Here is a 22,665-nt window from a genome sequence, read left to right as displayed (position 1 = left end):
GGGTTCATTGTTGTTGTGACCTGCGTTGATAGTGGTGTTGTCGGGCTCGGTATTGGTGTTTTCGTCGCCAGAGTGACCAGCGGAGGGGGTCAGCGATGGCATGCAGTGGTGTGAGGACGAGGATCGTGAAGAGTTTGCGGAACTCGTTGACCGACAACCGGATCAGTCCAGGTTCTGAGGGTTGGGCCAGGCGTTCAGTGGCGGTATGCACGGCCAGGAAGGCGTGCGCAGCCATGACCAAGGTAATCCAGCGGTGCCAGGACGTCCACGTCCGCACTTGATGCTGATCCAGACCGGTCAGGCCTTTGCCGCTCTGGAACGATTCCTCGACCGTCCACCGCCGCCCGGCGACTCGGACGTACTGGTTCAGCGGCACCGGTGCCGGGCTGTAGCAGCGATAGAAGGCGAGCTCGCCGGAGCTATCGTTGCGCCGCACCAACACGTGACAGAGGCCAACATCGGGACGCTCGGTGGTCGCGATCAAGGCCCAGGAGTACCAGCGGTGTCCTTTGCTACCGGCGCCGGCAGACATCTTGTGCCAGGACCGCGGCGGTAGATTCTCAGCAAGGGCATCGACCCGGATCTTCCCGGCGGCTGTGGGGACCTGCCGATTGCATCCGACGGCCAGGACGTAGCCGATCTGTCTGTTGTGCAACGCTTTTCGTAGGTTCGGGTCTGCGCCGTACACTTCATCGCCAGCGACCCACGAGGCCGGAACGTCGGCGTCGAGGGCCGCCTCGACCAGCGTGGTTGCCAGGGCTGGTTTGGTAGCGAACTCGACCGTGTCAGGGACCCCGGCCTTGGTCCTTCGCTGCGGGTCGGTGGCCCAGGTGTGCTGCGGCAGGTACAGCGCTCGGTCGATCAGGGTGTGTCCGCGAGCGGCGGCGTAGGTCAGGTAGACCGCGACCTGACAGTTCTCCGTGCGTCCGGCGGTTCCGGTGTACTGGCGTTGTACCCCAACGGTGTTGGTGCCCTTCTTCAAGTCGCCGGTCTCATCAACGACAAGCACCGCATCAGGGTCGGCCAGGTGGTCGATGACATAGCTGCGAACGTCATCGCGGACCAGATCAGCGTCCCATTTAGCGCGGGACAGCAAGTGCTGCAGTCGGTCAGGGGTGCCATGGCCCGATAGTTCGGCGATAGTCCAGCAGTTCTTGGAACCTATATCGGCCAGCAAACCCAGCACCAGCGCACCGGCGTTGCGTCGTGCTTCGACCCGCGCGAACCGCGACGAGAACGACTCCAACAACCCATCCAGGCCCGCATGCCACCGCTCATGGTCTACCCTCAGTGCTGCGGTTGCCGCAGCTGATCTGGATGTCTTCACAAACTCGAGATCATGCCGCGGCAACCGCGCCTACCAGCGCAAACACGCCGAAACTACCTATCTACGGCTGTAGTACTAGGCGCCCTCAGCGTCGGTCACTGTTACAACCCAGACCCCGACGTCGCAGCCGGATACATCACCCGGGCGATGGACCTGGCCGCCGAACTCGGAGATCCCGACGTCGCCGCAGAGGTGCTGATGGCCCGGTTGATCACCTACTCCGGTGTCGCGACCCACAGCCACCAGGTGCCGGAACTGATCGAGCAACTCTTTGCCCTCGGTCATCGGCAGTCCCGGGTGGACACGGTGATCGCCCACTCGATCGCCACCATGGCGACGATGAATCTCGGCGAAGTCGACGCCGCCACCCGACATCTGCGGCACGGTATTGAGGGCAGCGAAGACCTGGGCCTGCCGGTGCTGCGAGCACAACTCCGGTGGATGGAGGCGGTGATCGCGTTCTGGCGCGGCGATTTCACGGAAACCCGTCGCCACCACGAGATCGCCGCGCGCGTCCACGAACAGACCGAGCTGTATGTGGCGGGCAGCGGCATGGTCGCGACCATGGCCCTGTCCCGCGATCAGGGTCTGGTGACCGTCGGTTCGGTCGCGGACGAAGCCGAACTGGTGCAATGGATTCGGGGGCTGATTGCCGCCGGCGGCGACACCGGGCTGGCAGGTGTGGTGGCCGCCGGCGCGGCGACCACGACCGGCACCCCGGTCGATCGCGACCTCGCCGACGCCATGATCCGGCAGTGGCTCGCCGCGCGTACCGCCCACGTCTGGACCACACTCGGACACGCTGTCTTGCTGGCCCATCTCGTCGCCGACCACGGGCTCGTCGAGCACGCCGACGCATTCCTGACCGAACTGGAGCTCTTCGCCGATCGGATCGCGATCATCGGTCAGGTGGGGGTCGTCGGACCGGTGGCGTTCGCGCTCGCGCGCCTGCACGCCTGTGCCGGCGACGACGACCGAGCCCGCCGGTTCAACGATCAGGCTCGCACCCTGGCGGTGGACACCGGCGGGGTCCCCTCGGCGCTGCGGTGTCGGCTACTCGAATGCTCGCTGCAGTCACCGTCGGCTGCGAGAACGCGCGAACTCGACGACATCGCGCGCGCCGCCTTCGCACTGGGCATGAATGGCCTGGTCACAGAGGTGCGGCGAATCGCTTCGTCGGCCTGAAAAGCGCCCGCTTTCTTGAAACATTCTTGGATGAGCGGACCAAGAACCTGCCAAGGGCCTCGGCGCATGCTGGCTTTCATCAGCTCGCAGACCATTGACGAAAGGCCCACCGAAGATGACCATCTCGCCCCCGACCCCCAACAGCACCAACGCAGACCCCACCGCGGAACTGCAGGCAGCAGTGGCCGGATTGGTCACCCGCCCGGGCGAACCCGGATCCGAACGAGCGATCCCCTTCAACGTCGCGGTTCCGGTCGATCCCTGCGCGATCGTGTTCGCCGAGTCCGGGGCCGACGTCGCTGCGACGCTCCGGATCGCCGGACGCCATGGCCTGACCGTCGGGGTGCAGTCCACCGGGCACGGGGCGCTGCCGATCGACAACAGCACCATCCTGGTACACACCGCAGGCCTCGGCGGCCTCGACATCGATGTCGAGGCCAGGACCGCACGAGTCGGTGCGGGCGTGCGCTGGCAACAGGTCATCGACGCGGCCGCCCCGCACGGCCTGGCGGCGCTCGCCGGCTCGGCTCCCGGGGTCGGGGTGATCGGCTTCCTCACCGGAGGTGGCATCGGACCCCTCGTCCGCACCGTCGGGCTCTCGTCCGACCACGTCCGCTCCTTCGAGCTCGTCACCGGACAGGGCGAGATCCTGCTGGTATCCCCTGAGAACCACGCCGAACTCTTCTGGGGACTGCGCGGCGGCAAGAGCACTCTCGGCATCGTGACGTCGGTCGAAATCGACCTGCTACCGATCTCCGAGATCTACGGCGGGGCCATCTATTTCGACGGAACCGATGCGCCGGCCGTGTTGCGGGCATGGCGCGAGTGGAGCGTCGACCTGCCCGAGCACGCCACCACATCCATCGCTTTCCTGCAGCTGCCGCCGCTGCCGGCCGTTCCGCCGCCGTTGGCGGGCAAGCTCACGTTCGCCGTCCGATACGCCTCCCTGGCCGACCATGCGGAGGCGGAAGCGCTGATCGCGCCCATCCGTGCGATCGCCGAGCCGTTGATCGACATCGTCGGCCCGATGCCCTACGCAGCGATCGGAGCGATCCACGCAGACCCGGTGGACCCGATGCCCGTACACGAGAACAGCACCCTGCTCGGAGAGCTCAGCGACGAGGCCGTCGAAGCCCTGGTCGCCCTGGCAGGCCCGAACTCGCAGTCCCCTCAGGTCGTCGTCGAGGTGCGGCTGCTCGGTGGGGCGATGTCACGGCCGGCGGAGCAGCGCGGCGCCTTCTGTCACCGCGGAGCCGCCTACAACCTGACGACGATCGGTGTCTTGGCGCCGCCGATCGCCGAGCATGTCGCGCCCCACGCCGCTGCCATCATGGACTCCGTCGCGCCGTGGTCGGTGGGTCAGCTGCCCAACTTCTCACCCGGTAGCGATCCGGCGCGGCTCGCCCGTTGTTACGACGAGGACACCCTCGCCTGGCTCAGTGCGCTCGCCGACCAGCACGATCCGGCGGGAGTCCTGCGCGTCGGCCAGGTCGTTCGGGCCATCACTCCTGCCTGATCGCGCTCCCCCGCCCGCCGGGTTCAGGGAATTTGTTCTTCCGCGCCGCCGGGATTGCAGCGGGACGCGATCATCTCCTGGTCGGTGACCACCGGACGCCACGGTTCCAGGTTCCAACTCGTCTTGTCCGGGGCGACGATCCTCGCGAACCGCCAGTGACAGGCGAACTGTTCGCGCATCCCGGGACTGTCGGCGGTGGGTTCGAGTGCCACCACTTCAGCCCAGGCGGGGTCGAGTTCGGTTTCGCCCAGGACGTACCGGCCCGCGTCGGTCGGGAAGACCTGCAGGCTCGGGCCCTGCTCGGTGGCCGCCCATTCGACGCGATCGATGAACGGTGCGACGTAGACCGGCTCCGCCGGCGTCGGCGTGAACGCGGTGGTCGTGGCCGTGGTGGTCGTGGAGGTGGTGGTCGTGTTCATGGTCGAACGATCGGCGGACGCGGTCTCGTCGCCGCAACCGCCGATTGTCAGCACCGCGAGAACCAGGCCCACGGCGAACACGCCACGTCTCAAAAGATGACCCGGGTGACCATCTCCAGGACCAGCGCGGGCTTGCTGCCACCCTCGACCGCGATGGTCTGGGTGAACGTGTTCTGCAATGCACCGTCTCCGAGGTCGGTCGCCTCGGACAGGGTGCTGGTCAGCTGGATGGCCGAACCCACCAGCACCGGCGACGGGAAGCGGACCTTGTTGCTGCCGTAGTTGATGCCCATCTTGACGCCCTCGAACTTGTAGATCTGGGCGCTGAGGTACGGAACGAGGGACAAGGTCAGAAAGCCGTGCGCGATGGTCCCGCCGTACGGACTCTCTTTCTTGGCCCGGTCGACGTCGAGGTGGATCCACTGGTGATCGCCGGTCGCCTCGGCGAACTGGTTGACCCGCTCTTGCGAGATGGTCAGCCACTCGCTCTTGCCGATCTCGGTCCCGACAGCGGCCAGGATTTCTTCAGCCGACGTGAAGACCCGCATCAGACGTTCTCCATCTCCTCGGTTGCCTTCGCCGCACCGGGGATCTTGGCGGCATAATCGCCGAACCCGGACCACGCCTCGCGACGTGCCCGCCACGGGTCGACCTCCACATAGGAATGCCGATCGAAGATCCGGGTAGCCCGGACCTTCGGAGTGTACCTGGGCCAACTTTCCAGCGGTTCACCAGTTTTGGCGAAGGAGAGCCACTGATCCTGCATCTCCGACGTGACCCGCAAGGCGTCACGACGGTCGCCGACCGCGGTCAGCAATCGGCCGGCCCGCCCCCGGTAGACCCCGAAGACCGCCAGCAACTCGGACGCGTGGGTGGCCCCGAGCCCCAGCCACTTCATCAGACGGGGCGCGAAATCGTAGCGATAGGCGTACGTCGGCGCATGCTCGGAGTGGCCCTGGGTGACCGCAATCGTACCGACCCAGAAGATGTAGTCGCCGCCGAACTGCACCATGTTCCGCGAGGTCAGCTTCTCCCCATAGGAACCGGTGATCCGTTCCTGCGCATCGGGTTCGGTGTTCGCGAACATCGCCGAGATCGATTCCTCCGTCGACAGCATCCCATCCGGGAGCCGCTTGAAGAGTGTGCCCTCGTTTCGGTTGGTCCCGATGATCATCGGGACCTGATGCGCCGTCCCCTCGGCAAACGCCTCCACCGGGGCCACCGGAAGGTAGTCACCGTCGACGACCGGCCCGTACGGCAGCAGCCCGGGTGTGTCCTTGGTGACCCAGCGCGCGAGTCGGTGCCCGGCACGGCCCATCTCTGCGAGCGAGGCCGTGGTCAGCGCCGTGACCACATCGTCGACACCCATGTCGGCGCACAACAACTCGGTGAGCTTGCGGGCCCAACGATCTGCGTAATGTTTGTGCAGAGTGAGCATCGGGGCCGAACTCTCGGCGATGGCGCGATGGAAGAGCCCACCCGCCGCCGGGGTCGCCATCAGCGTGGTGACCGCGTTGCCGCCCGCGCTCTCACCGAAGATCGTCACGTTGCCGGGATCGCCCCCGAAGTCGGCGATGTTGTCGCGTACCCATTCGAGGGCCTTGACCTGATCGCGCAGACCCAGATTCGACTCGAAGACCCGGTCCGCGGTGGAGAACTGGCTGAAGTCGCCGTAGCCCAGCGGTCCGAGCCGGTAGTTCATCGACACGAAGATCACGTCGCCGCGCTTGACCAGGTCGTGACCGTAGTAGAGCGGAGTCGCGGTGGAGCCCAGGATGTACGCACCGCCGTGGATGAAGACCATCACCGCGCGCGGCTTCTCCGACGTCCGGCCGGGCGCCACCACGTTGATGATCAGCGAGTCCTCACTGACCGGCTGATGCTTGCCCCGCTCGACGACGGCGTACTTCGGGTTCTGCGGAGCCGCGTTGCCGAAGCTGTCGGCAGCCAGCACCCCACTCCACGGGATCGCCGGTTCCGGAGACCGGAACCGCAGGTCACCGACGGGAGGCGCAGCGTAGGGGATGCCTCGCCAGCGAATGAAATCTCCGTCTCGGACTCCTTCGACGACACCGTCGGACAGGGTCACCTTCGTGCTTGCACTCACCATGTTTTCGACCCTATCGGTCTGATAGCGGACGCTCGCCCGCTATGGGTTGATTTGGGAGGTCGACTGTCCGGTTTTCTGCAAGGATCGACGACATGAGCACCGAGTACACCGGATACGTGAAAATCAACCATCCAGTTCCGGACACGGAGATCTGGCACCAGGTCGACGGCGACGGCGCCCCGGTGGTTCTCCTGCACGGCGCGTTCTCCGCGGCAGCCGACTGGGGTGGCCAGTACCGACCGATCGTCGACGCCGGCTTCAAGGTGTACGTACCCGAACGCCACGGCCACGGGCACAGCGCGGACGTCATGGACGCGTTCCACTACGAGGCCATGGCCGACGAGACCATCGTCTATCTCGATGAGGTCGTGGGCGGTCCAGCTCACCTCGTCGGCTGGAGCGACGGCGCCGTCATCGCATTCCTGGTTGCTCTCAAACGACCCGATCTGGTGAATCGCATGGTCGTGCTCGGGCAGTACCTGAACTCATCCGGCCGCGCCGCCGGTGGACTCCTTGACAGCATCGACGACATCAACTCCGAGATCGTGCAATTCCTCCGCCCTGATTACGCCGCGGCCGCACCCGAAGGTGACGACCATTTCCCTGTCGTATTCGAGAAGACCACCACGATGATCGCGAATGAACCCGAAATCGCGCTCTCAGATCTCAGTGTCATCACCGCACCGACTCTGGTGATGCAGGGCGATCACGACGAGGTGACCCTCGAGCACAGCGCGGAAATCGTCGGGGTTTTGCCCAACGCCCGACTTGCGGTCTTGCCTGGTACACACCTGATACCGATCGAAACCCCCGGCGTTGTCAATCCGGTCATCATCAATTTCCTGAATGGCGATCCGGCTTAGTGCTTTTGCGCAGTAACAAAACCGGTCTGCCGTTACGATCACTGAGCATCATCACTTTGGATCCAGCGTCATCCCCAATAACTCAGCATCAACGCGAGATAAGGCCACGTAGCCGTGACAGAGAATATCGATCCGAATAAGACCACAGTCTCGCCGGTCGTCCCCCAGTCGAAGTTCAGCCGAGGTCTGTCGGCCTTCCTGAATTCACCTTTCGCTGGTATGACCCCATGGATCGTGATGGGTTTCATCAATGGCCCGGGGCGATTCGAGGAAGCCGCAGCAGTCGCGTTCGGCCTCTCTCTGCTCATCGTCATCGGCAGCCATCGGCGCGGTAGCAAAATCAAGTTCCTCGAGGTCTTCGACCTCGTCTACTTCTCCTCGATGGTGCTGCTCGCCCAGTTCGCGTCGGCCGGCGTGGTCGACTGGCTCGAGATGTGGGGCGGCGAGATGACCAACATCGCGCTGGTGTCCTTCGCCCTCGGCTCGATCCTCATTCGCCAACCGTTCACCATGCAGTACGCGAAAGAGTCTGAGCCCGAAGAGATGTGGGACAATCCATTGTTCATCCACATCAACTACATGATCACCTGGTCCTGGGTCCTCGGATTCGGGGTGGGCGCGGCGGCTGGGTTCTACGGTGACGCCGTCCTGAACGACAACAACAACTTCTGGACAGGCTGGATCATCGGCTTGGCAGGCACCATCTTCGCGATCTCGTTCACCGAGTTCTACCCCGAGTACGCCGTTGCCAAAGAGATGGCGAAGGCCGGAGAGGATGCAGTCCCGCAATCGCTGGCACGGCTGTGGGACTGGGTGCCGATCTTCGTGATCATCACCGGTGTAGCCGGCTTGATCACCGATTCGACGAGCACGGTTCTGGGCATCGTCATCATCGTCGTCGGTGTCGTCATCAAAGTCGCGATGAACGCTTTGGTGCCCGACAAGAAGAAGGCGAAAGCCTGATCCACACCACCCGAAATGGGTCCTTCTGGCCGAGCCGACCTGCGGTTTGTTCGCCAGAAGGACCCATTTTTGGGGTTCAGGAGTGGGCTAGGAGCGGCGCTGTCTCGCGAACTCCGCGAGGACGACTCCGGCTGCGACTGAGGCGTTGAGGCTCTCGACGTCGCCGGCCATCGGGATCGACAGGATCGAGTCGCAGGACTCACGCACCAGGCGCGAGAGCCCCTTGCCCTCCGAGCCGACGACGATGACCGTCGGGCCGGAGCCGTCGTAGTCGTCGAGCGTCACATCACCGTCAGCGTCCAGGCCGACGAGCTGAACACCCGTTTCTGCCCACTCCTTCAGGGTGCGGGTCAGATTCGTGGCCTGAGCCACCTGCAGCCGGGCCGCGGCGCCTGCGCTGGTCCGCCATGCGACGGCTGTCACCGACGCACTGCGGCGAGCGGGGATCACCACTCCGTGTCCACCGAACGCAGCCACCGAACGGATCACCGCGCCTAGGTTGCGGGGATCGGTGATGTTGTCGAGCGCCACCAGCAAGGGGGGCTGCCCCGAATCGATCGCGTACTGCATCAGGTCGGTCGGGTGGGCGTAGCGGTACGGCGGCACCTGCAGCGCGATCCCCTGGTGCATGCCGTTGGTGCTCATCCGGTCGAGTTCGGGCTTCTGCACCTCGAGAATCGAGATACCCATGTTCCCGGCGAGCTGCACCGCCTCGGAGACGCGCTCGTCGGCATCGCCGCCGAGGACGACATACAGCGCCGTCGCGGGTACCTGGGCGCGCAGGCATTCGACCACCGGGTTGCGGCCGAGTACGTACTCGGGCTGCTCGGTCAGGGTCTTGCCGCGCGGCGTCCGGCCTCCGGAGGTCGCATTGCTCCTGGCGGCGGCCTTGGCCTTCTTGTGGGCCTGATGATAGGTCCGGTCAACGGCTTTCGGGGTTGCCCCCCTGGCTTCGAGGCCGCGGCGGCGTTGACCGCCCGAGCCCACCGACTGACCTTTTTTGGTGCCGTCCTTACGGACCGCGCCCTTACGTCGTGAATTGCCGGCCATCAGCCAACCACCTTCCGCTGAATGTGCCTTGTGGCCCGCCGATCATCGGCTTGCCTCTGGATTGTCTTTCTTCTCGGCCAACGACCACTGCGGGCCATCCGGGGTGTCGATGACATCGATGCCCGCCCGGGCCAACCGATCTCGTACTTCGTCGGCGACCGCCCAGTTCTTCTCCGCACGCGCGGTGGTGCGCCGATCGAGCTCGGCCCGCACCAGCACGTCGAGCGCATCGGTCATGTCGGTGTCGCTGTCACCGTCAGCCCAGTGCTCCGTGAGCGGGTCGACCCCGAGGATGTCGAGCATCGCCCGCACCGACGACGCAGATTCGAGCGCGGTCGCGTGATCGCCGTTCTCGAGCGCGATGTTGCCAGTCTTGACCGTGCCGTGGATCTGCGCCAGGGCAGCCGGCACCCCGAGGTCATCGTCGAGCGCAGCCGCGAACTCCGCAGGCACCTCACCGACCGGAACCGCACCGACTCGCGAAACAGTACGCTGCACAAAGGATTCCAAGCCGCGGTAGGCCCGGGCGGCATCTTCGACGGCATGTTCGGAGTACTCGAGCATCGACCGGTAGTGGGCACTGCCGAGGTAGTACCGCAGCTCGACGGCCCGAAAGCGTTGCAGCATGGCGGGAATGGCGACGACATTGCCCAAGGACTTCGACATCTTCTCGCCACCCATGGTGACCCAGCCGTTGTGCAACCAATACCGCGCGAACGGATCTCCGGCCCCATGGCTCTGCGCCAGCTCGTTCTCGTGGTGCGGGAACACGAGATCCATTCCGCCACAGTGGATATCGAACTCCGGACCGAGCAGCGACGTCGCCATGGCCGAGCATTCGAGATGCCAGCCCGGCCGGCCGCGACCCCACGGGGTCGGCCATGACGGCTCGTCGGGTTTCGCGCTCTTCCACAAGGTGAAGTCGCGGGCGTCGCGCTTGCCGGTGCCGACACTCTCTCCTTGGTGGACATCATCGAGTCGGTGTCCGGACAAGGACCCGTACTCGGGCAGGCTCAATACGTCGAAATAGACGTTGCCGTCGGAGGCGTAGGCGTGCCCGCGTTCGATGAGCCGCTCCATGTACTCAACCATCTGGGTGATGAAGCCGGTGGCCCGGGGTTCGGCCGACGGCGGCAAGACGCCCAATTGGTGGTAGGCCCAGTTGAACTCGCGTTCGTGGGTCGCCGCCCACTCCCACCACGGACGCTCGTTTTCGGCGGCCTTGCGGAGGATCTTGTCGTCGATGTCGGTCACATTGCGCACGAACGCCACGTCGAAGCCCTTGTACGCCAACCAGCGCCGCAAGACGTCAAACGCGATCCCGCTGCGGACGTGCCCGATGTGGGGCACCCCCTGGACAGTGGCGCCACACAGGTACACCGAAACATGGCCGGGACGCAACGGCGTGAATTCACGCACGTCTCGGGTGGCGGAGTCGTAAAGGCGCAGGGTCACGATCCGCAATCTTACTTGTCGAGTAACAGGGCTGTGGCCACGGCAGCGATCCCCTCACCGCGGCCGGTCAAACCCAGACCGTCGGTGGTGGTGGCGGATACCGAAACCGGTCCGCCGAGCAACTCGCCGAGAACGTGCTGAGCCTCGGCGCGCCGGGGGCCGATCTTGGGGCGGTTGCCGATGACCTGGACGGCGGCGTTCCCCAGTGTGAATCCGGCTGCTTCGAAGAGCTCCCGGACATGCGTGAGCATCCTGGCGCCACTGACCCCGTCCCATTCAGGCCTGCCGGTACCGAACACCGACCCGAGGTCGCCGAGCCCGGCGGCCGAGAGCAATGCGTCACAGAGGGCGTGAACAGCCACGTCGCCGTCGGAGTGACCCTCGCACCCGTCGTCGTCAGGGAACAGCAACCCTGCCATCGCGCACGGTTTGCCCACGGCGATCGGGTGCACGTCGGTCCCGATACCAACCCTCATGCACGGGCCCGTTCGTGCAGCAGCCACGTCGCGAGCCGCAGGTCCCACGGTGTGGTGATCTTGAACGCCATGGGATCGCCGAGGATGACCTGCACCGGGGTGCCCTGTGCCTCGACCAGACCGGCGTCATCGGTGAAGTCGGCAGTCGCTGCGGCATAGGCGGCGCCGAGCATGGCGGAGTCGAACCCCTGCGGGGTCTGCACGGCCCGGAGAGGGCCACGGTCCACCGTGCCGGTTACCGCACCTGCGGGATCGACGGACTTGATGGTGTCGACGACGGCCAACCCGGGCACGACCGCGGGGGCGCCGGCCATCACCGCGGCGACGACGTCGGCAAAGAGAGATGGAGGGGTCAGAGCGCGGGCAGCGTCATGGACGAGCACCACGTCGGACGGAGGCGCCGCAGCCAGGGCCGCACGCACGGAGTCAGAGCGCTCCGCACCACCGGCGACAACAATCACCTCGGGAAACTGAGACTGCACCTGCTCGACGAGGTCGACCGGTACAGAGAGAACCAACGCGTCGACGACCCCGCTGGCCTGCACACCACGCACCGCGTGATGCAACATACTGTGACCGGCGAGGTCGACGAAAGCTTTGGGAAGTCCCGCGCCGAGCCGCTCTCCGCGGCCGGCGGCCGGGATCAGCGCGACTGTAGACACCAGAACCTTGCTGCTTCGGTCAGGAAGCGGCGGCGAGAACCTCATCGAGGATGATGGAGGCTTTCTCGTCGTTGGTGTTCTGTGCCAACGAGAGCTCGTCGACCAGAACACGGCGAGCACGGGTCAGCATCCGCTTCTCACCTGCGGACAATCCCCGATCCTGCTCGCGACGCCACAGGTCACGCACGATCTCGGCGACCTTGATGATGTCACCCGAGATGAGCTTCTCCTGATTGGCCTTGAACCGACGCGCCCAGTTCGTGGGCTCCTCGGTGTGGGGCGCCCGGAGAACGTCGAAGACCTTACCCAGTCCTTCTTCCCCGACGACGTCGCGGACACCCACGTACTCGAGCTTCGTGGATGGAATCTGAACTGTCATGTCACCATCAGCCACCTTAAGAACGAGGTACTCGACGGCCTCGCCCTTGATGGTTCGGGTCACAATGTCTTCGACCAGTGCGGCACCGTGATGGGGGTAGACAACGGTGTCACCAACTTTGAAATTCAATGTTCCATGCCCCTTTCGATTTGCCCAGTCTAGCACGGGGCGCTCCAGGTCATCAGCCAACGGTGCAGGTCAGCGGCATACCAGCGGTTTCGCAAACCTTGACGGCACCTGAAAAGTGTGCTGGCACATAGCTCGAACCAGGCCGCCGACCGGCTGGATGAGGCTAGGCGTCGGCCGCAGATCGGTCACCTGTCCACACGCTTGTCCAAGCTTGCCGAACGCCGCATGGTGACCGTCGTCAACGCGAGTAAACGGTCACCGGCGCCGGCATCGACCAAACGGATGTTCACGACGCAGTGATCGCTCGCATCACGGACCACGTCGGCGTACGACCTCGCCGGTCCGACCCGCACCTGAGAGAGGTAGTGCAACTGCATGTCCGTCGCGACGAGTCCCGGGCGTATCGCGTGCGCTGCCGCCTCGACGAGCAGCGCCTGGGCACCGCCCTGGATGGTGCCGATCATGTTGGCGACAAAGGGAGAGAGGTCCAGTTCCACGACGCCGGCCGCCGAGTCGACGACCCGCATTCCCAGACGGGAGTAGATGTCTCCTTCCACTGGTTCGATGTTGCGCTCGCGGAGTTTGCCGATCCATTCCTCGGGTTTGTAATCGTCCGCACCGGTCGCCGCGGTACGAGGCAATCGGGCGAAGGTCACCAGCGCCCGGCCGACGAGAATCGGACCCTCCCCTGACGCTGCAGCGCCGTCGATCGTCCGCGCGAACTCACCGAGATCGGTCACGCCGCGTCCGTCGTACACATCGGCGGACACCACCACCGCCTTCTTGCCGACCCGGACGAGGTTGCTGTCGATCAGGACCGGCCCCTGCCGCACAGCATCCGCTGCGTGGAAGGACAGGTTCTGGGTCGCGGTCCAATCGGGCGCGGAGACCGACAATGCCGGATCCGAGGTCACGTAGTCGACCAACGTCAGCAGGAAGCCGAGCGAGGCGGTCCCGGCCGGCGACCGCATCTTGTCGGTGAACTCGCTGCGCATCAACGAACGCCCACGGGTCGGCTGGAACGAGGCCAGACCGAAGTCGGAGGCGAAGCTGTGGCTGCTCAACGTCACGCGTGATGACGGCCCGATGTCGGTAGCGGCATTCTCAGTCATGAGAAGCATCATGCCTCGCTGGTCGGGAACCGGACCGGGCGAGGTCAGCTACGAGTCGCAGACCGGGCGAAAGACGAAAATGCATCGATTTCGCGACCCGGACAGACTTTCGCGGGCAACGCCCACTACGCTCCGTAGTGCACGCACTGTGTGTTCGGGCGCACCGGGATCTCCCGGCGATCGGACCGGCGCAGGGCGCGCGTTGCATCAGGACCTACCTCGGAGGAAAACCGGTGTCAGTGCAGAAAGTTTCGGCCCAACCCACGGGTTCTCGGTCGGTGCGCAGCGTCCGGCGCAGTCGATTCGTCTCGGCAGTGGCCGCCGCAACCATCGCGTCAGGCCTGCTGATCGGCACCTCCGCGTGCGGCGCCGGGCAGATCGCGCAGACGGCCGACCAGGCCCCCGCGATCAACGGCAACGAAATCGACGCCGGACCTCTCGCACTCCGTGATGTACACATCGTCTTCCCGAAGGACGGCAGCACCCAGGCGTTCGTCGACGGCGGCCCCCTGGAGATGGCATTCCTGATCTCCAACGGCAGCCCCGACACCACCGACACCCTCGAGGGCATCTCGTTCGCCGACGGCAGCGGCGAGGTCGAGATCGAAGGCCGCAGGACCATCGGACCCAACCAGTCCCTGCGCGCCGGCGAGCCCGCGCTTCTGCTCACCACGAGCAACGAGCCGACCGACCCCAGCGAAGAGCGCATCACCGTCACCGTGACCGGCGCACCGCCGAGCCTGACCCCCGGACTGACCGTCCCGATGGTCTTCGACTTCGAGAAGGCCGGCGAGACCACCATCGACGTCCCGGTCGACGCCGGCGCCATCCTCCCGCGCCAGGATCATCCGCGCGGGGTCGAAGAGGCTGAGGGCGAAGCGCACTAGCACTCCGATCTTGGTGGGTTCTGGCGAGTATTTCCCCAGGTGGGCGTCGCCAGAAGCCACCAATTCCGGGTTGTCGGACGGCGCCGCTAGAGTTGCCCGGTGGCCAAGACCAAAACAACGTACCGGTGTAGCGCGTGTGGATATCAGGTCGCGAAATGGCTTGGCCGTTGCCCTGATTGCGGCGAGTGGGGTTCGGTAGGCGAGGTCGCGACAATCGCCGCCGGTGCCTCCGGGATCGGTGGCGGCAAATCGCCCACGCTCGCAACGGTTCCCGGGACGCCTGCGCGGCCGATGTCCCAGATCGACGCCACCAACGCTGCGGCCTTCTCCACCGGCATCGGTGAGCTGGATCGTGTTCTGGGCAAAGGGATCGTCCCCGGGTCGGTGCTACTGCTCGCCGGCGAACCCGGTGTCGGCAAGTCCACGCTGTTGCTCGAGGCGGTCAAACAGTGGGCGCTACAGGGCAGGCGCGCCTTGTACGTCACCGGCGAAGAGTCTGCAGGACAGGTGCGCCTGCGCGCTGAACGCACCGGAGCCGTCCACGACGAGATCTATCTCGCCGCCGAATCCGACCTCGGCGCTGTCCTCGGCCACGCCGAGGCCGTCATGCCCTCGCTGATGATCGTCGACTCCGTTCAGACGATGGTCGCGCAGAGTGTCGATGGCGTCAACGGTGGCGTCACCCAGATCCGCGCTGTCACAACCGCTCTGACGTCACTGGCGAAGAACTCGGGTATCGCCGTCGTACTCGTCGGGCATGTCACCAAAGACGGCACCGTCGCCGGGCCGAGGTCTCTGGAACACCTCGTCGACGTGGTCCTGTCCTTCGAAGGGGACAAGCACTCGACCCTGCGGATGGTGCGCGGGATCAAGAACCGGTTCGGGGCCGCCGATGAGGTCGGCTGTTTCGAACAGCGCGAAGACGGCATCCACGAGGTCACCGATCCGTCCGAATTGTTCCTGCACCACCGCGACATCGGCGTGGCGGGCACTGCGATCACCGTGGCGATGGACGGCAAGCGGCCCCTACTCGGAGAGGTACAGGCGCTGGTGTCGAAGTCGAGTTTGGCCAACCCGCGTCGCGCCGTCGTCGGTATCGATTCGGCAAGAGTGGCAATGATCTTGGCGGTCTGTGCCGCCCGCGCCAATCTTCCGACGTTCGACCAGGATGTCTACGTCGCGACCGTCGGCGGCATGAAGATCAGCGAACCGGCCGCCGACCTCGCCGTCGCGCTCGCTCTCAGTTCCATCCTGGCCGAGCGGTCACTGCCCGGGTCGATGGTCGCGCTCGGCGAGATCGGTCTCGCCGGTGAGGTGCGCCGCGTCGCGGGGGTGGGCCGGCGGGTGGCTGAGGCGAAGCGGCTGGGCTTCAAACACGCCATCGTCCCGGCCGGATCACTCGACCTACCCTCCGGCATCAAGATCACGCAGGTCGCTGATCTCCAGACGGCCATGCGCGTCGCCCTGAAGGGCCCCTCGAGCCCCTACTCGTTCTAGCGTCGGACTACTAGGCTCCGCCGCTGCGTTCTCTGCGGGCGATTTTGTCCGCGTAGAAGTCTGCGGCCCCGCTGACGGCGAAGCTGTCCTTGTAGTGCTCCAGCGGCTTGATCTTGATGAAGAGCGCATGCGCGGCCCCGACCGGCTCGGTTTCGTCACCCAGGTAGGCCACCGCGCGGGTGTACAGCTTGCGCCGGACCTCGCCGATGCATTCGGCCTCGATGCGCAGCTCGCTGCCGATCGGAATCGGCTTGGCGAAGTCGATTTCCAGGTGAGCGGTCACCGCGATTGCGCCGACCATCCACTGCGCCAGGCCCATCGCCTCGTCGAACGCGGTCGAGAGAATGCCACCGTGGATCACCCCGGGTCCGCCCTCGAAACGTGCCTCTACCTGCATACGAGCGGTAACGTCAACGCCTTCACCGGCGACGGCGTTGATGTGCAGTCCGGTCGGTGCGTCCTCTCCACATCCGAAGCACATCGGGTTGTGGGCCCGCACTGCCCCACCCGCCGCCGGGGCCTTCGGCGAGCGCGTTGCAGGGACCAGCTCGTCAGGCAATACGAAAGAGGTTTTCACAAACAGCTAATCTAGTCTCCACCTGCTTCATGACAGAAAGGCGCCTCATGGCTGAGGTTCCGGCCTCGGACCTGCTTCGCACGACGATCGCCCGGCTAGCGCCCGGCACCCCGCTGCGAGACGGCCTCGAACGTATCCTGCGTGGCCGTACCGGTGCCTTGATCGTCATCGGGCACGATCCCGAGGTCGAACGCATCTGTGCCGGCGGCTTCCACCTCGACGTCGCGTTCGCCCCGACCCGCCTTCGCGAGCTCTCGAAGATGGACGGCGCCGTGGTGCTCTCGACCGACGGGAGCCGAATCGTACGCGCCAACGTGCAACTCGTCCCCGATCCGTCGATCCCCACCGAGGAGTCCGGAACCCGGCACCGATCGGCCGAGCGGACCGCGATCCAGACCGGTTATCCCGTCATCTCGGTCAGTGCGTCGATGTCGATCGTCAGCGCATACGTCGCCGGAATCCGTTATGTCGTAGAAGGTTCGGACGCTATCCTCTCCCGCGCGAACCTCGCGGTGGCAACCCTCGAGCGGTACAAGACCCGCCTGGACGAGGTCAGCGCACAGCTGTCACGGTCGGAGATCGAGGACTACGTGACGCTGCGCGACGCCATGACCGTCGTGCAGCGCCTGGAGATGGTCCGGCGGGTTCGCGACGAGATCCAGCACTACGTCCTCGAACTCGGTGTCAACGGCCGTCAGCTCAGTCTGCAGCTCGAGGAACTGGTGGGCGAGAACGACTCTCAGCGAGAGCTGGTGGTCAGGGACTACTTCGCGAGTCCCGAACCCGCCAGTACGCAAGAAGTCGAGCAGGCCTTGGCAGCGGTGGAAGAACTCACCGACGTAGACCTGCTGGACCTGACCGCACTCGCCCGGGCTTTCGGCTATCCCAACACGATCGACGCCCAGGACATCGCGATGAGCCCCCGGGGCTACCGTTTGCTCGCGCGGATCCCCCGGCTGCAGTTCGCGCACATCGACCGCCTGGTGCGCAGCTACGGCACGCTGCAAGCGATGCTGGCGGCCACCGCGGCTGATCTACAAGCCGTCGAAGGCATCGGCAGCATCTGGGCCCGCCACATCCGTGAGGGCCTCTCCCGCCTCGCGGAACTGAGCATCGAACGCTTCGACTAGATCACCACAAAAGCACATCGTTCAGTCAAAAGCACACGTTGCAACGTGTGCTTTTGACTGAACGATGTGCTTTTGTTCTGGTTACTGCGCGGCGGGGCGATTCACATTGAAAGTGATCGGCGCACTGGGTTTTTCACCGATTCTGGCCACCGCTTGGTAGGAGCCGGGAGCGACTGGTTGACGGACGGTCTCACAGCCCGGGGTGCTGGTGGTGCCGGACCAGTCGATGGTGTCCTTGACCTGTTGTCCGGGTTTGAGCAGCTGATTGTTCACACCTTCGACAGGTGCGCAGTCGCCTGAAGCCCAGATGCGGCGGTCGCCGGCGAGGTTGAGGACCGTGACGCTCTGCATCGCCTTGCCGACGTCCCTCGTGCATTCGGAGAGCCCGGCGTTGGTGACGGCGATCGTGAAGATCGGCTGTTCGCCTTCTGTGTATGCGGGCTTGTCGGTGTAGAGCACCACCGAGATGTTCTGGTCGGGGCACAGTCCGCTCGCGGGGACCGGCTGCGGTGTCTCACCGGCAGGGGTGCCGCCGGGGATACCCGGTTCGCCTGCCGCAGGGGACTCACCGGGGGCCGCGACCTCGCCGCCACCGCCGGAGCCTCCGCTGACCCCGGGGACACCCGAGGCCGATGCCGACGGATCGCTGTACGCCGATGGCAGTGCGTAACTGGGGGTACCGGAGAGATCAGTGGAGTTCGCGGTGTTCTTGCCGCCGCCGTCGCTGGTCACCCAGAAGATCAGGCCGATGATCACTGCGAGCACGACCACCAGGACGCCGACCGCCAGTGCGCGTCGGCGCCAGTAGATTTCCGGTGGCAAAGGGCCCTGAGGATCTAGCACACCCTGACGCTAGTGGCCGGTAGCCACACACCGGGTCACCAGACCCGGCGTGTCGCATATCGGGGCCTGTGAGACGCAGCGCAGCGGAGCTCGAACCGGTGGTGTGAGACGCAGCGCAGCGGAGCTCGAACCGGTGGTGTGAGACGCAGCGCAGCGGAGCTCGACTAGGCGTTGAGGCTGGGCGTCTCCGGGTCGCTGGCGTCTTCGCCGACGTCGCCCAGGGTGCCGTTCAGCCGAACCTTGCCCTCGGACAGCTCGTACGTCAGGCCGACGATGCCGACCTCACCCTTCTCGACGCGGTCTGCGATGAAACGACTGCGCTGGACCATCAGCCGCCCGGTCTCTTTCACGTGGCGCGCCTCGAACTCGTCGACGCGGGTGAGGCCTTCGCTGCGGCCGGCCAGGATGCTCGGGGTCACGCGTTCGACGACGTCGCGGATGAAGCCGCCGGGGATCTGGAGGTCGTCGAGTGCGTCCAGGGTCGCGCGGACCGCACCACAGCTGTCGTGGCCGAGGATCGCGATTAGCGGCACGCCGAGCACCTCGGTCGCGTACTCGATCGAACCCAGCACCGCCGAGTCGATGACGTGACCGGCCGTGCGGATGACGAACATGTCGCCGAGTCCCTGGTCGAAGATGATCTCGGCGGCCACGCGCGAGTCGGCGCAGCCGAACAGCACCGCCTTGGGATGCTGGCCGCCGGTGAGCCGGTGGCGGTCCTCGATACCCTGGCTGGGATGAGCCGACTTGCCTGCCACGAAACGTTCGTTGCCTTCGCGCAGCTGTTTCCACGCCTGCGCCGGAGTTGTCTGAGCCATGGGTGACATTGTGCCTCGTCCCGATCCCGTCGCGCCGAGCAAGCTCCTCGGCTGGTTCGACGTCGCCGAGCGGGACCTGCCGTGGCGCCGGGACGAGGTGTCCGCCTGGCACATCCTGATCAGCGAGATCATGCTGCAGCAGACCCCGGTGTCGCGGGTGGCGCCCATCTGGGAGCAGTGGGTCGAGCGGTGGCCGGTGCCTTCAGCCATGGCGGCTGCGTCGGTCGGCGAGGTGGTGCGCGCGTGGGGCAAGCTCGGTTATCCGCGGCGGGCGATGCGGCTGCACGCCTGTTCCGCGGTCCTGGCCGCCGACCATGGCGACGTGGTGCCCTCGGACGTGGACGTGCTGCTGACCCTGCCCGGAATCGGCGATTACACAGCGCGAGCAATCGCCTGCTTCGCCTACGGACAGTCCGTTCCAGTGGTCGACACCAACGTGCGACGAGTGATCGCCAGGGCGGTCCATGGCCGCGCTGAACCAGGCAATCCGGCCCGCGCTGATCTCGTCGACGCCCAACTGCTGCTGCCCGATGATTCTCGCGCCCCACGCTTCTCGGCCGCCCTGATGGAACTCGGGGCACTCGTGTGTGTCGCGAAAAATCCGCGGTGCGAGCGCTGCCCACTGACCGACTGCCGGTGGGTGGCAGCGGGGTCGCCGGCGCATTCCGGGCCGGCCCGGAAGGTACAGAAGTTCGCAGGCACCGACCGGCAGGTCCGTGGCCTCCTGCTCGATGTGTTGCGCGGCAGCGACATTCCCGTCCCGCGAGATCAGCTCGACATCGTGTGGACCAAGGACACCGGCCAGCGCGATCGGGCACTCGATTCGCTTCTGGTCGACGGCCTCGCCGAGATCACCGCCGACGGCCGATTCGCGCTCGCGGGCGAGGGCTGAGCCGCCAGGATAGATTGCTCCGGTGCGCCCGCCCCCTCGCTTCACCTACCCGGCGATCGCGGCCGCCACCGCATTGGCCATCTCCGCGGTGCGCCTCCCGACTCCGTCGTTCTGGTCCGACGAGGCCGCCACCGTGTCCGGTTCGACCAGGACCGTCGGCGAGTTGTGGGAGTTAGTGCACAGTCTCGACGCCGTGCACGGCGTGTATTACACGATCATGGGTCGCTGGTTCGAGCTCGTACCCGCCACCGAGGGGTGGGCACGGATCCCCGGTCTGCTCGCGGTCTCGGCAACAGCCGCCGCCCTCGTCGTGCTGGTCTCGGGATTCGCGGGTCGACGGATCGGGCTGATCGCGGGCCTGCTCTTCGGTCTGATCCCCCAGGTCACCTGGGCGGCAATCGAGGTCCGCTCGTACAGCTTCACGATGTTGCTCGCGGCTTGCCTCGGGCTCTCCTTCGTCGGCGCCGTCCGATCGGGCTCGCGCATCCGGTGGCTGGGCTACGCCGTGCTCATCGTCGTCGGCTGCCTGCTGTTCGTCTACACCGTGCTGCTGGTCCCGGTACACGCCATCATGCTTGCGGCGATGGGCACCGAGAGGCGCACGCGGATCCGATTCCTCTGCTCCGCAGGGCCGGCCGTGCTCATATCGGCACCGTTCGTCTGGTTCGTCAGTACCCAATCCGGTCAGGTCGGCTGGATATCCGACCTCGGCTTCCCGACCCCGATCCGGGTGGCTCGGCAGTACGCCGACAACTCGTCGTTGTTTGTTGTCGCGGCGGCGATTCTGGTGTCGGCGGCCGTCGTGGTCGGCCATGAGCCGCTGCGGCGATGGTCGGCGAACCCGTACCGACAACTCTGGATCTTCGCCGTGGCGTGGATGGCGGTGCCGACCGCGGCGATCCTGCTCTATTCGGCCGTGTCGGACCCGATCTATCTCGACAAATACCTATCGTTCACTGCCCCGGGTCTGGCGATCGTCCTCGCCCTGAGCATCCACAACCTCACCCGCAGCGTGGTCGGCGTCGGCGTCTGTATCGGCCTCGTCGTAGCATCGGCGGCCCCGATCTACCTGCACCAACGGACCGAGCACGCCAAGTTGGGCATGGATTTCAGTGACGTCGCCGCATTGCTCGACGCACAGGCCCGACCGGGCGACTGCCTGTTGCTCGACGATACGGTCACCTGGAAGCCGGGACCGATCAGAGCGATGACCGCCAGTCGCCCCGACGTGTTCGATGCGATGGTCGACGTCGGACTCGGCAAACGCGGCAGTGCCACCGGCAAGATGTGGGATCAGAACCTGCCACCTGATCGGGTGCGCGAGCAGATCGCGGCCTGCGAGGTGATCTGGACAGTCTCGCAAAAGGATCCGACGCTCACCGACCGCGAATCCGGGATCGCCCTGCCTCCGGGACCTCAGTTCGCCCGTCATCCAGCATTTTTCGTGCCTGCCGCTCTCGGTTTCCGACTGATCGAACGTTGGCAGTTCAATCAGAGTCAGGTGATCAAGGCCGTCAGGGTTTGAGGTGCCTGCTCCGCCAAGACGCAGGCCGTCCGCACAGGAACGCCTCGACGGCACCGCGGTACTCGTCCGGGGCGTCGTCGTGCACGAGATGGCTCGCACCGCCAACCTTGATGTAGGTCGAGTTGTCCTTCGATTCGGCCATCCCCGCCATCTGACCCGGTGGGACGACGCTGTTGCCTGCCTCGATCAGCAGACTCGGCGCCGAGATCTGGTGCCACTGGTCCCAAAAGTCCCGTTGGCCCCACTCTTCGGCGATTTGCGCCCATATGTCGAGCCGGCCGTGCAGGACTCCGTCGTCGAACGCCTCGTAGAAATAGCGCCCGGCGATGTCGCCGAACATCTCCTGCGCGTGCTTCAGGGACTTGGACTCGGGCGGCCACGAGTCGAACCAGGGCTGCCAGCCCTCGGTGGTGCGACCCCGGAAGTCAGGCGCCGTGTCCTCGAGGACGAGCGCCGATACCAATTCCGGGTACTCCGCTGCCACGCACCAGGAATGCAATGCGCCCATCGAGTGGCCGATGAGGACCGCGGGTCCCATGTCGATCCAGGTCAGCACCTCGGCGAGATCGGCGACGAACCGCTCGGTGGACAGCTCTTCCGGCGCCGCGGGCGGTGCGACGTCGCGGCCGGTGTGCCAGGCCGCATCGAAGGTGAAGACCCGGCCGTACCGCCGCAACCAGGGGATCTGCCGCTGCCACGTACGTCCGCGACCCATCAGCCCGTGCACCAGGACGATCGGCGGCTGATCTGGCATCCCGCCGTAGTCGATGAACCCTGTGTCCGCACTCACGAGGTAGAACGTTATCCGGACGGGACAGCATCGGCATCGCACCTTCGCGGCAGACGTCAG

General features: G+C 65.7%; 23 protein-coding genes. 9 read left to right on the top strand and 14 right to left on the bottom strand.

Annotated elements, in window-relative coordinates; genetic code table 11:
- Window positions 1-4: 4 nt before the first annotated feature.
- The gene (locus tag BFL43_RS10345) at window positions 5-1,246 is read right to left on the bottom strand and encodes an IS701 family transposase (RefSeq protein ID WP_084889687.1); all 1,242 of its coding nucleotides are present in this window, start codon (window positions 1,244-1,246) and stop codon (window positions 5-7) included.
- A gap of 93 nt (window positions 1,247-1,339) precedes the next feature.
- Between BFL43_RS10345 and BFL43_RS10340 the strand changes: the two genes are divergently transcribed.
- Window positions 1,340-2,512 (top strand): hypothetical protein, encoded by a 1,173-nt coding sequence (locus tag BFL43_RS10340; RefSeq protein ID WP_143695239.1) that lies wholly within the window; start codon window positions 1,340-1,342, stop codon window positions 2,510-2,512.
- Window positions 2,513-2,627: 115 nt separating this feature from the next.
- Window positions 2,628-4,028 (top strand): FAD-binding oxidoreductase, encoded by a 1,401-nt coding sequence (locus tag BFL43_RS10335; protein WP_084892456.1) that lies wholly within the window; start codon window positions 2,628-2,630, stop codon window positions 4,026-4,028.
- A 23-nt stretch (window positions 4,029-4,051) separates the two neighbouring features.
- Here the strand turns inward: BFL43_RS10335 and BFL43_RS10330 are convergent, their stop codons facing one another.
- From BFL43_RS10330 to BFL43_RS10320, 3 genes are read right to left on the bottom strand one after another with little or no spacing between them, the layout of a single operon-like run.
- Window positions 4,052-4,528, bottom strand: coding sequence for a DUF2599 domain-containing protein (locus BFL43_RS10330; RefSeq protein WP_240498186.1), 477 nt, complete (start codon window positions 4,526-4,528; stop codon window positions 4,052-4,054).
- 8 nt (window positions 4,529-4,536) lie between these two features.
- Complete coding sequence (locus tag BFL43_RS10325) at window positions 4,537-4,995, bottom strand: MaoC family dehydratase (protein WP_084837247.1); 459 nt, start codon at window positions 4,993-4,995, stop codon at window positions 4,537-4,539.
- Complete coding sequence (locus BFL43_RS10320; protein ID WP_240498185.1) at window positions 4,995-6,557, bottom strand: carboxylesterase/lipase family protein; 1,563 nt, start codon at window positions 6,555-6,557, stop codon at window positions 4,995-4,997. Before BFL43_RS10320 ends, BFL43_RS10325 begins: the two co-directional genes overlap by 1 nt.
- Before the next feature lie 92 nt (window positions 6,558-6,649).
- Between BFL43_RS10320 and BFL43_RS10315 the strand changes: the two genes are divergently transcribed.
- Together BFL43_RS10315 and BFL43_RS10310 are read left to right on the top strand one after the other, a co-directional pair.
- On the top strand, window positions 6,650-7,420 hold the full coding sequence (locus BFL43_RS10315; protein ID WP_084892455.1) for an alpha/beta hydrolase: 771 nt from the start codon (window positions 6,650-6,652) through the stop codon (window positions 7,418-7,420).
- A gap of 219 nt (window positions 7,421-7,639) precedes the next feature.
- The gene (locus BFL43_RS10310) at window positions 7,640-8,383 is read left to right on the top strand and encodes a hypothetical protein (protein ID WP_143695238.1); all 744 of its coding nucleotides are present in this window, start codon (window positions 7,640-7,642) and stop codon (window positions 8,381-8,383) included.
- Between the two features lie 87 nt (window positions 8,384-8,470).
- On the opposite strand, the gene rlmB is transcribed toward BFL43_RS10310, so the two are convergent.
- The 6 genes from rlmB to BFL43_RS10280 form a co-directional block, all read right to left on the bottom strand.
- The gene (gene rlmB / locus BFL43_RS10305) at window positions 8,471-9,433 is read right to left on the bottom strand and encodes a 23S rRNA (guanosine(2251)-2'-O)-methyltransferase RlmB (protein WP_084892453.1); all 963 of its coding nucleotides are present in this window, start codon (window positions 9,431-9,433) and stop codon (window positions 8,471-8,473) included.
- Window positions 9,434-9,475: 42 nt separating this feature from the next.
- Window positions 9,476-10,888 carry a cysteine--tRNA ligase gene (cysS, locus tag BFL43_RS10300; RefSeq protein WP_084892465.1) on the bottom strand — a complete coding sequence of 471 codons (1,413 nt, stop codon included), beginning with the start codon at window positions 10,886-10,888 and terminating at the stop codon, window positions 9,476-9,478.
- Between the two features lie 11 nt (window positions 10,889-10,899).
- Entirely contained in the window at window positions 10,900-11,364 is a 465-nt protein-coding gene (ispF, locus tag BFL43_RS10295; RefSeq protein WP_084892452.1) for a 2-C-methyl-D-erythritol 2,4-cyclodiphosphate synthase, read from the bottom strand.
- Complete coding sequence (ispD, locus tag BFL43_RS10290; protein WP_084892451.1) at window positions 11,361-12,071, bottom strand: 2-C-methyl-D-erythritol 4-phosphate cytidylyltransferase; 711 nt, start codon at window positions 12,069-12,071, stop codon at window positions 11,361-11,363. The genes ispF and ispD overlap by 4 nt, the downstream gene beginning before the upstream one ends.
- Window positions 12,046-12,534, bottom strand: a complete 489-nt coding sequence (locus BFL43_RS10285) for a CarD family transcriptional regulator (protein WP_020107769.1) — start codon at window positions 12,532-12,534, stop codon at window positions 12,046-12,048. Before BFL43_RS10285 ends, ispD begins: the two co-directional genes overlap by 26 nt.
- Before the next feature lie 185 nt (window positions 12,535-12,719).
- A complete protein-coding gene (locus BFL43_RS10280) occupies window positions 12,720-13,646 on the bottom strand; it encodes a hypothetical protein (protein ID WP_240498184.1) in 927 nt (308 codons plus the stop codon).
- Window positions 13,647-13,879: 233 nt separating this feature from the next.
- Between BFL43_RS10280 and BFL43_RS10275 the strand changes: the two genes are divergently transcribed.
- Window positions 13,880-14,533, top strand: a complete 654-nt coding sequence (locus BFL43_RS10275; protein ID WP_168176598.1) for a hypothetical protein — start codon at window positions 13,880-13,882, stop codon at window positions 14,531-14,533.
- Between the two features lie 99 nt (window positions 14,534-14,632).
- Entirely contained in the window at window positions 14,633-16,030 is a 1,398-nt protein-coding gene (gene radA, locus BFL43_RS10270) for a DNA repair protein RadA (RefSeq protein WP_084892448.1), read from the top strand.
- Window positions 16,031-16,040: 10 nt separating this feature from the next.
- Here radA and BFL43_RS10265 read toward each other — a convergent pair whose 3' ends face one another.
- Window positions 16,041-16,607 carry a PaaI family thioesterase gene (locus BFL43_RS10265; RefSeq protein ID WP_084892447.1) on the bottom strand — a complete coding sequence of 189 codons (567 nt, stop codon included), beginning with the start codon at window positions 16,605-16,607 and terminating at the stop codon, window positions 16,041-16,043.
- 47 nt (window positions 16,608-16,654) lie between these two features.
- On the opposite strand from BFL43_RS10265, the gene disA reads away from it, so the two are divergent.
- Entirely contained in the window at window positions 16,655-17,737 is a 1,083-nt protein-coding gene (disA, locus tag BFL43_RS10260; protein WP_206186648.1) for a DNA integrity scanning diadenylate cyclase DisA, read from the top strand.
- Between the two features lie 81 nt (window positions 17,738-17,818).
- On the opposite strand, the gene BFL43_RS10255 is transcribed toward disA, so the two are convergent.
- Window positions 17,819-18,580, bottom strand: a complete 762-nt coding sequence (locus tag BFL43_RS10255) for a hypothetical protein (protein WP_084892445.1) — start codon at window positions 18,578-18,580, stop codon at window positions 17,819-17,821.
- 164 nt (window positions 18,581-18,744) lie between these two features.
- A complete protein-coding gene (locus tag BFL43_RS10250) occupies window positions 18,745-19,398 on the bottom strand; it encodes a carbonic anhydrase (protein WP_084892444.1) in 654 nt (217 codons plus the stop codon).
- Between BFL43_RS10250 and BFL43_RS10245 the strand changes: the two genes are divergently transcribed.
- On the top strand, window positions 19,397-20,290 hold the full coding sequence (locus BFL43_RS10245) for an A/G-specific adenine glycosylase (RefSeq protein ID WP_084892443.1): 894 nt from the start codon (window positions 19,397-19,399) through the stop codon (window positions 20,288-20,290). The genes BFL43_RS10250 and BFL43_RS10245 overlap by 2 nt on opposite strands.
- A gap of 22 nt (window positions 20,291-20,312) precedes the next feature.
- Window positions 20,313-21,815 carry a glycosyltransferase family 39 protein gene (locus BFL43_RS10240; RefSeq protein WP_084892442.1) on the top strand — a complete coding sequence of 501 codons (1,503 nt, stop codon included), beginning with the start codon at window positions 20,313-20,315 and terminating at the stop codon, window positions 21,813-21,815.
- On the opposite strand, the gene BFL43_RS10235 is transcribed toward BFL43_RS10240, so the two are convergent.
- Window positions 21,805-22,569 carry an alpha/beta hydrolase gene (locus tag BFL43_RS10235; protein ID WP_084892464.1) on the bottom strand — a complete coding sequence of 255 codons (765 nt, stop codon included), beginning with the start codon at window positions 22,567-22,569 and terminating at the stop codon, window positions 21,805-21,807. The two genes, BFL43_RS10240 and BFL43_RS10235, sit on opposite strands and share 11 nt — an antisense overlap.
- Window positions 22,570-22,665: the final 96 nt, after the last annotated feature.

The sequence above is a fragment of the Williamsia sp. 1135 genome, from assembly GCF_002095395.1.
Lineage (GTDB): Bacteria > Actinomycetota > Actinomycetes > Mycobacteriales > Mycobacteriaceae > Williamsia.
The sequence above is the reverse complement of the archived record's forward strand: the minus strand, read 5'-3'. Positions and strand labels throughout refer to the sequence as shown.

Coding starts and splice junctions, on each gene's coding strand:
- BFL43_RS10325 (WP_084837247.1), bottom strand. CDS start 4,995: ATGCGGGTCTTCACGTCGGCTGAAGAAATCCTGGCCGCTGTCGGGACC.
- BFL43_RS10335 (WP_084892456.1), top strand. CDS start 2,628: ATGACCATCTCGCCCCCGACCCCCAACAGCACCAACGCAGACCCCACC.
- BFL43_RS10315 (WP_084892455.1), top strand. CDS start 6,650: ATGAGCACCGAGTACACCGGATACGTGAAAATCAACCATCCAGTTCCG.
- BFL43_RS10320 (WP_240498185.1), bottom strand. CDS start 6,557: ATGGTGAGTGCAAGCACGAAGGTGACCCTGTCCGACGGTGTCGTCGAA.
- BFL43_RS10245 (WP_084892443.1), top strand. CDS start 19,397: ATGGGTGACATTGTGCCTCGTCCCGATCCCGTCGCGCCGAGCAAGCTC.
- BFL43_RS10235 (WP_084892464.1), bottom strand. CDS start 22,569: ATGCCAGATCAGCCGCCGATCGTCCTGGTGCACGGGCTGATGGGTCGC.
- disA (WP_206186648.1), top strand. CDS start 16,655: ATGGCTGAGGTTCCGGCCTCGGACCTGCTTCGCACGACGATCGCCCGG.
- ispF (WP_084892452.1), bottom strand. CDS start 11,364: ATGAGGGTTGGTATCGGGACCGACGTGCACCCGATCGCCGTGGGCAAA.
- BFL43_RS10340 (WP_143695239.1), top strand. CDS start 1,340: ATGCCGCGGCAACCGCGCCTACCAGCGCAAACACGCCGAAACTACCTA.
- ispD (WP_084892451.1), bottom strand. CDS start 12,071: ATGAGGTTCTCGCCGCCGCTTCCTGACCGAAGCAGCAAGGTTCTGGTG.
- BFL43_RS10250 (WP_084892444.1), bottom strand. CDS start 19,398: ATGGCTCAGACAACTCCGGCGCAGGCGTGGAAACAGCTGCGCGAAGGC.
- BFL43_RS10280 (WP_240498184.1), bottom strand. CDS start 13,646: ATGACTGAGAATGCCGCTACCGACATCGGGCCGTCATCACGCGTGACG.
- rlmB (WP_084892453.1), bottom strand. CDS start 9,433: ATGGCCGGCAATTCACGACGTAAGGGCGCGGTCCGTAAGGACGGCACC.
- BFL43_RS10310 (WP_143695238.1), top strand. CDS start 7,640: ATGACCCCATGGATCGTGATGGGTTTCATCAATGGCCCGGGGCGATTC.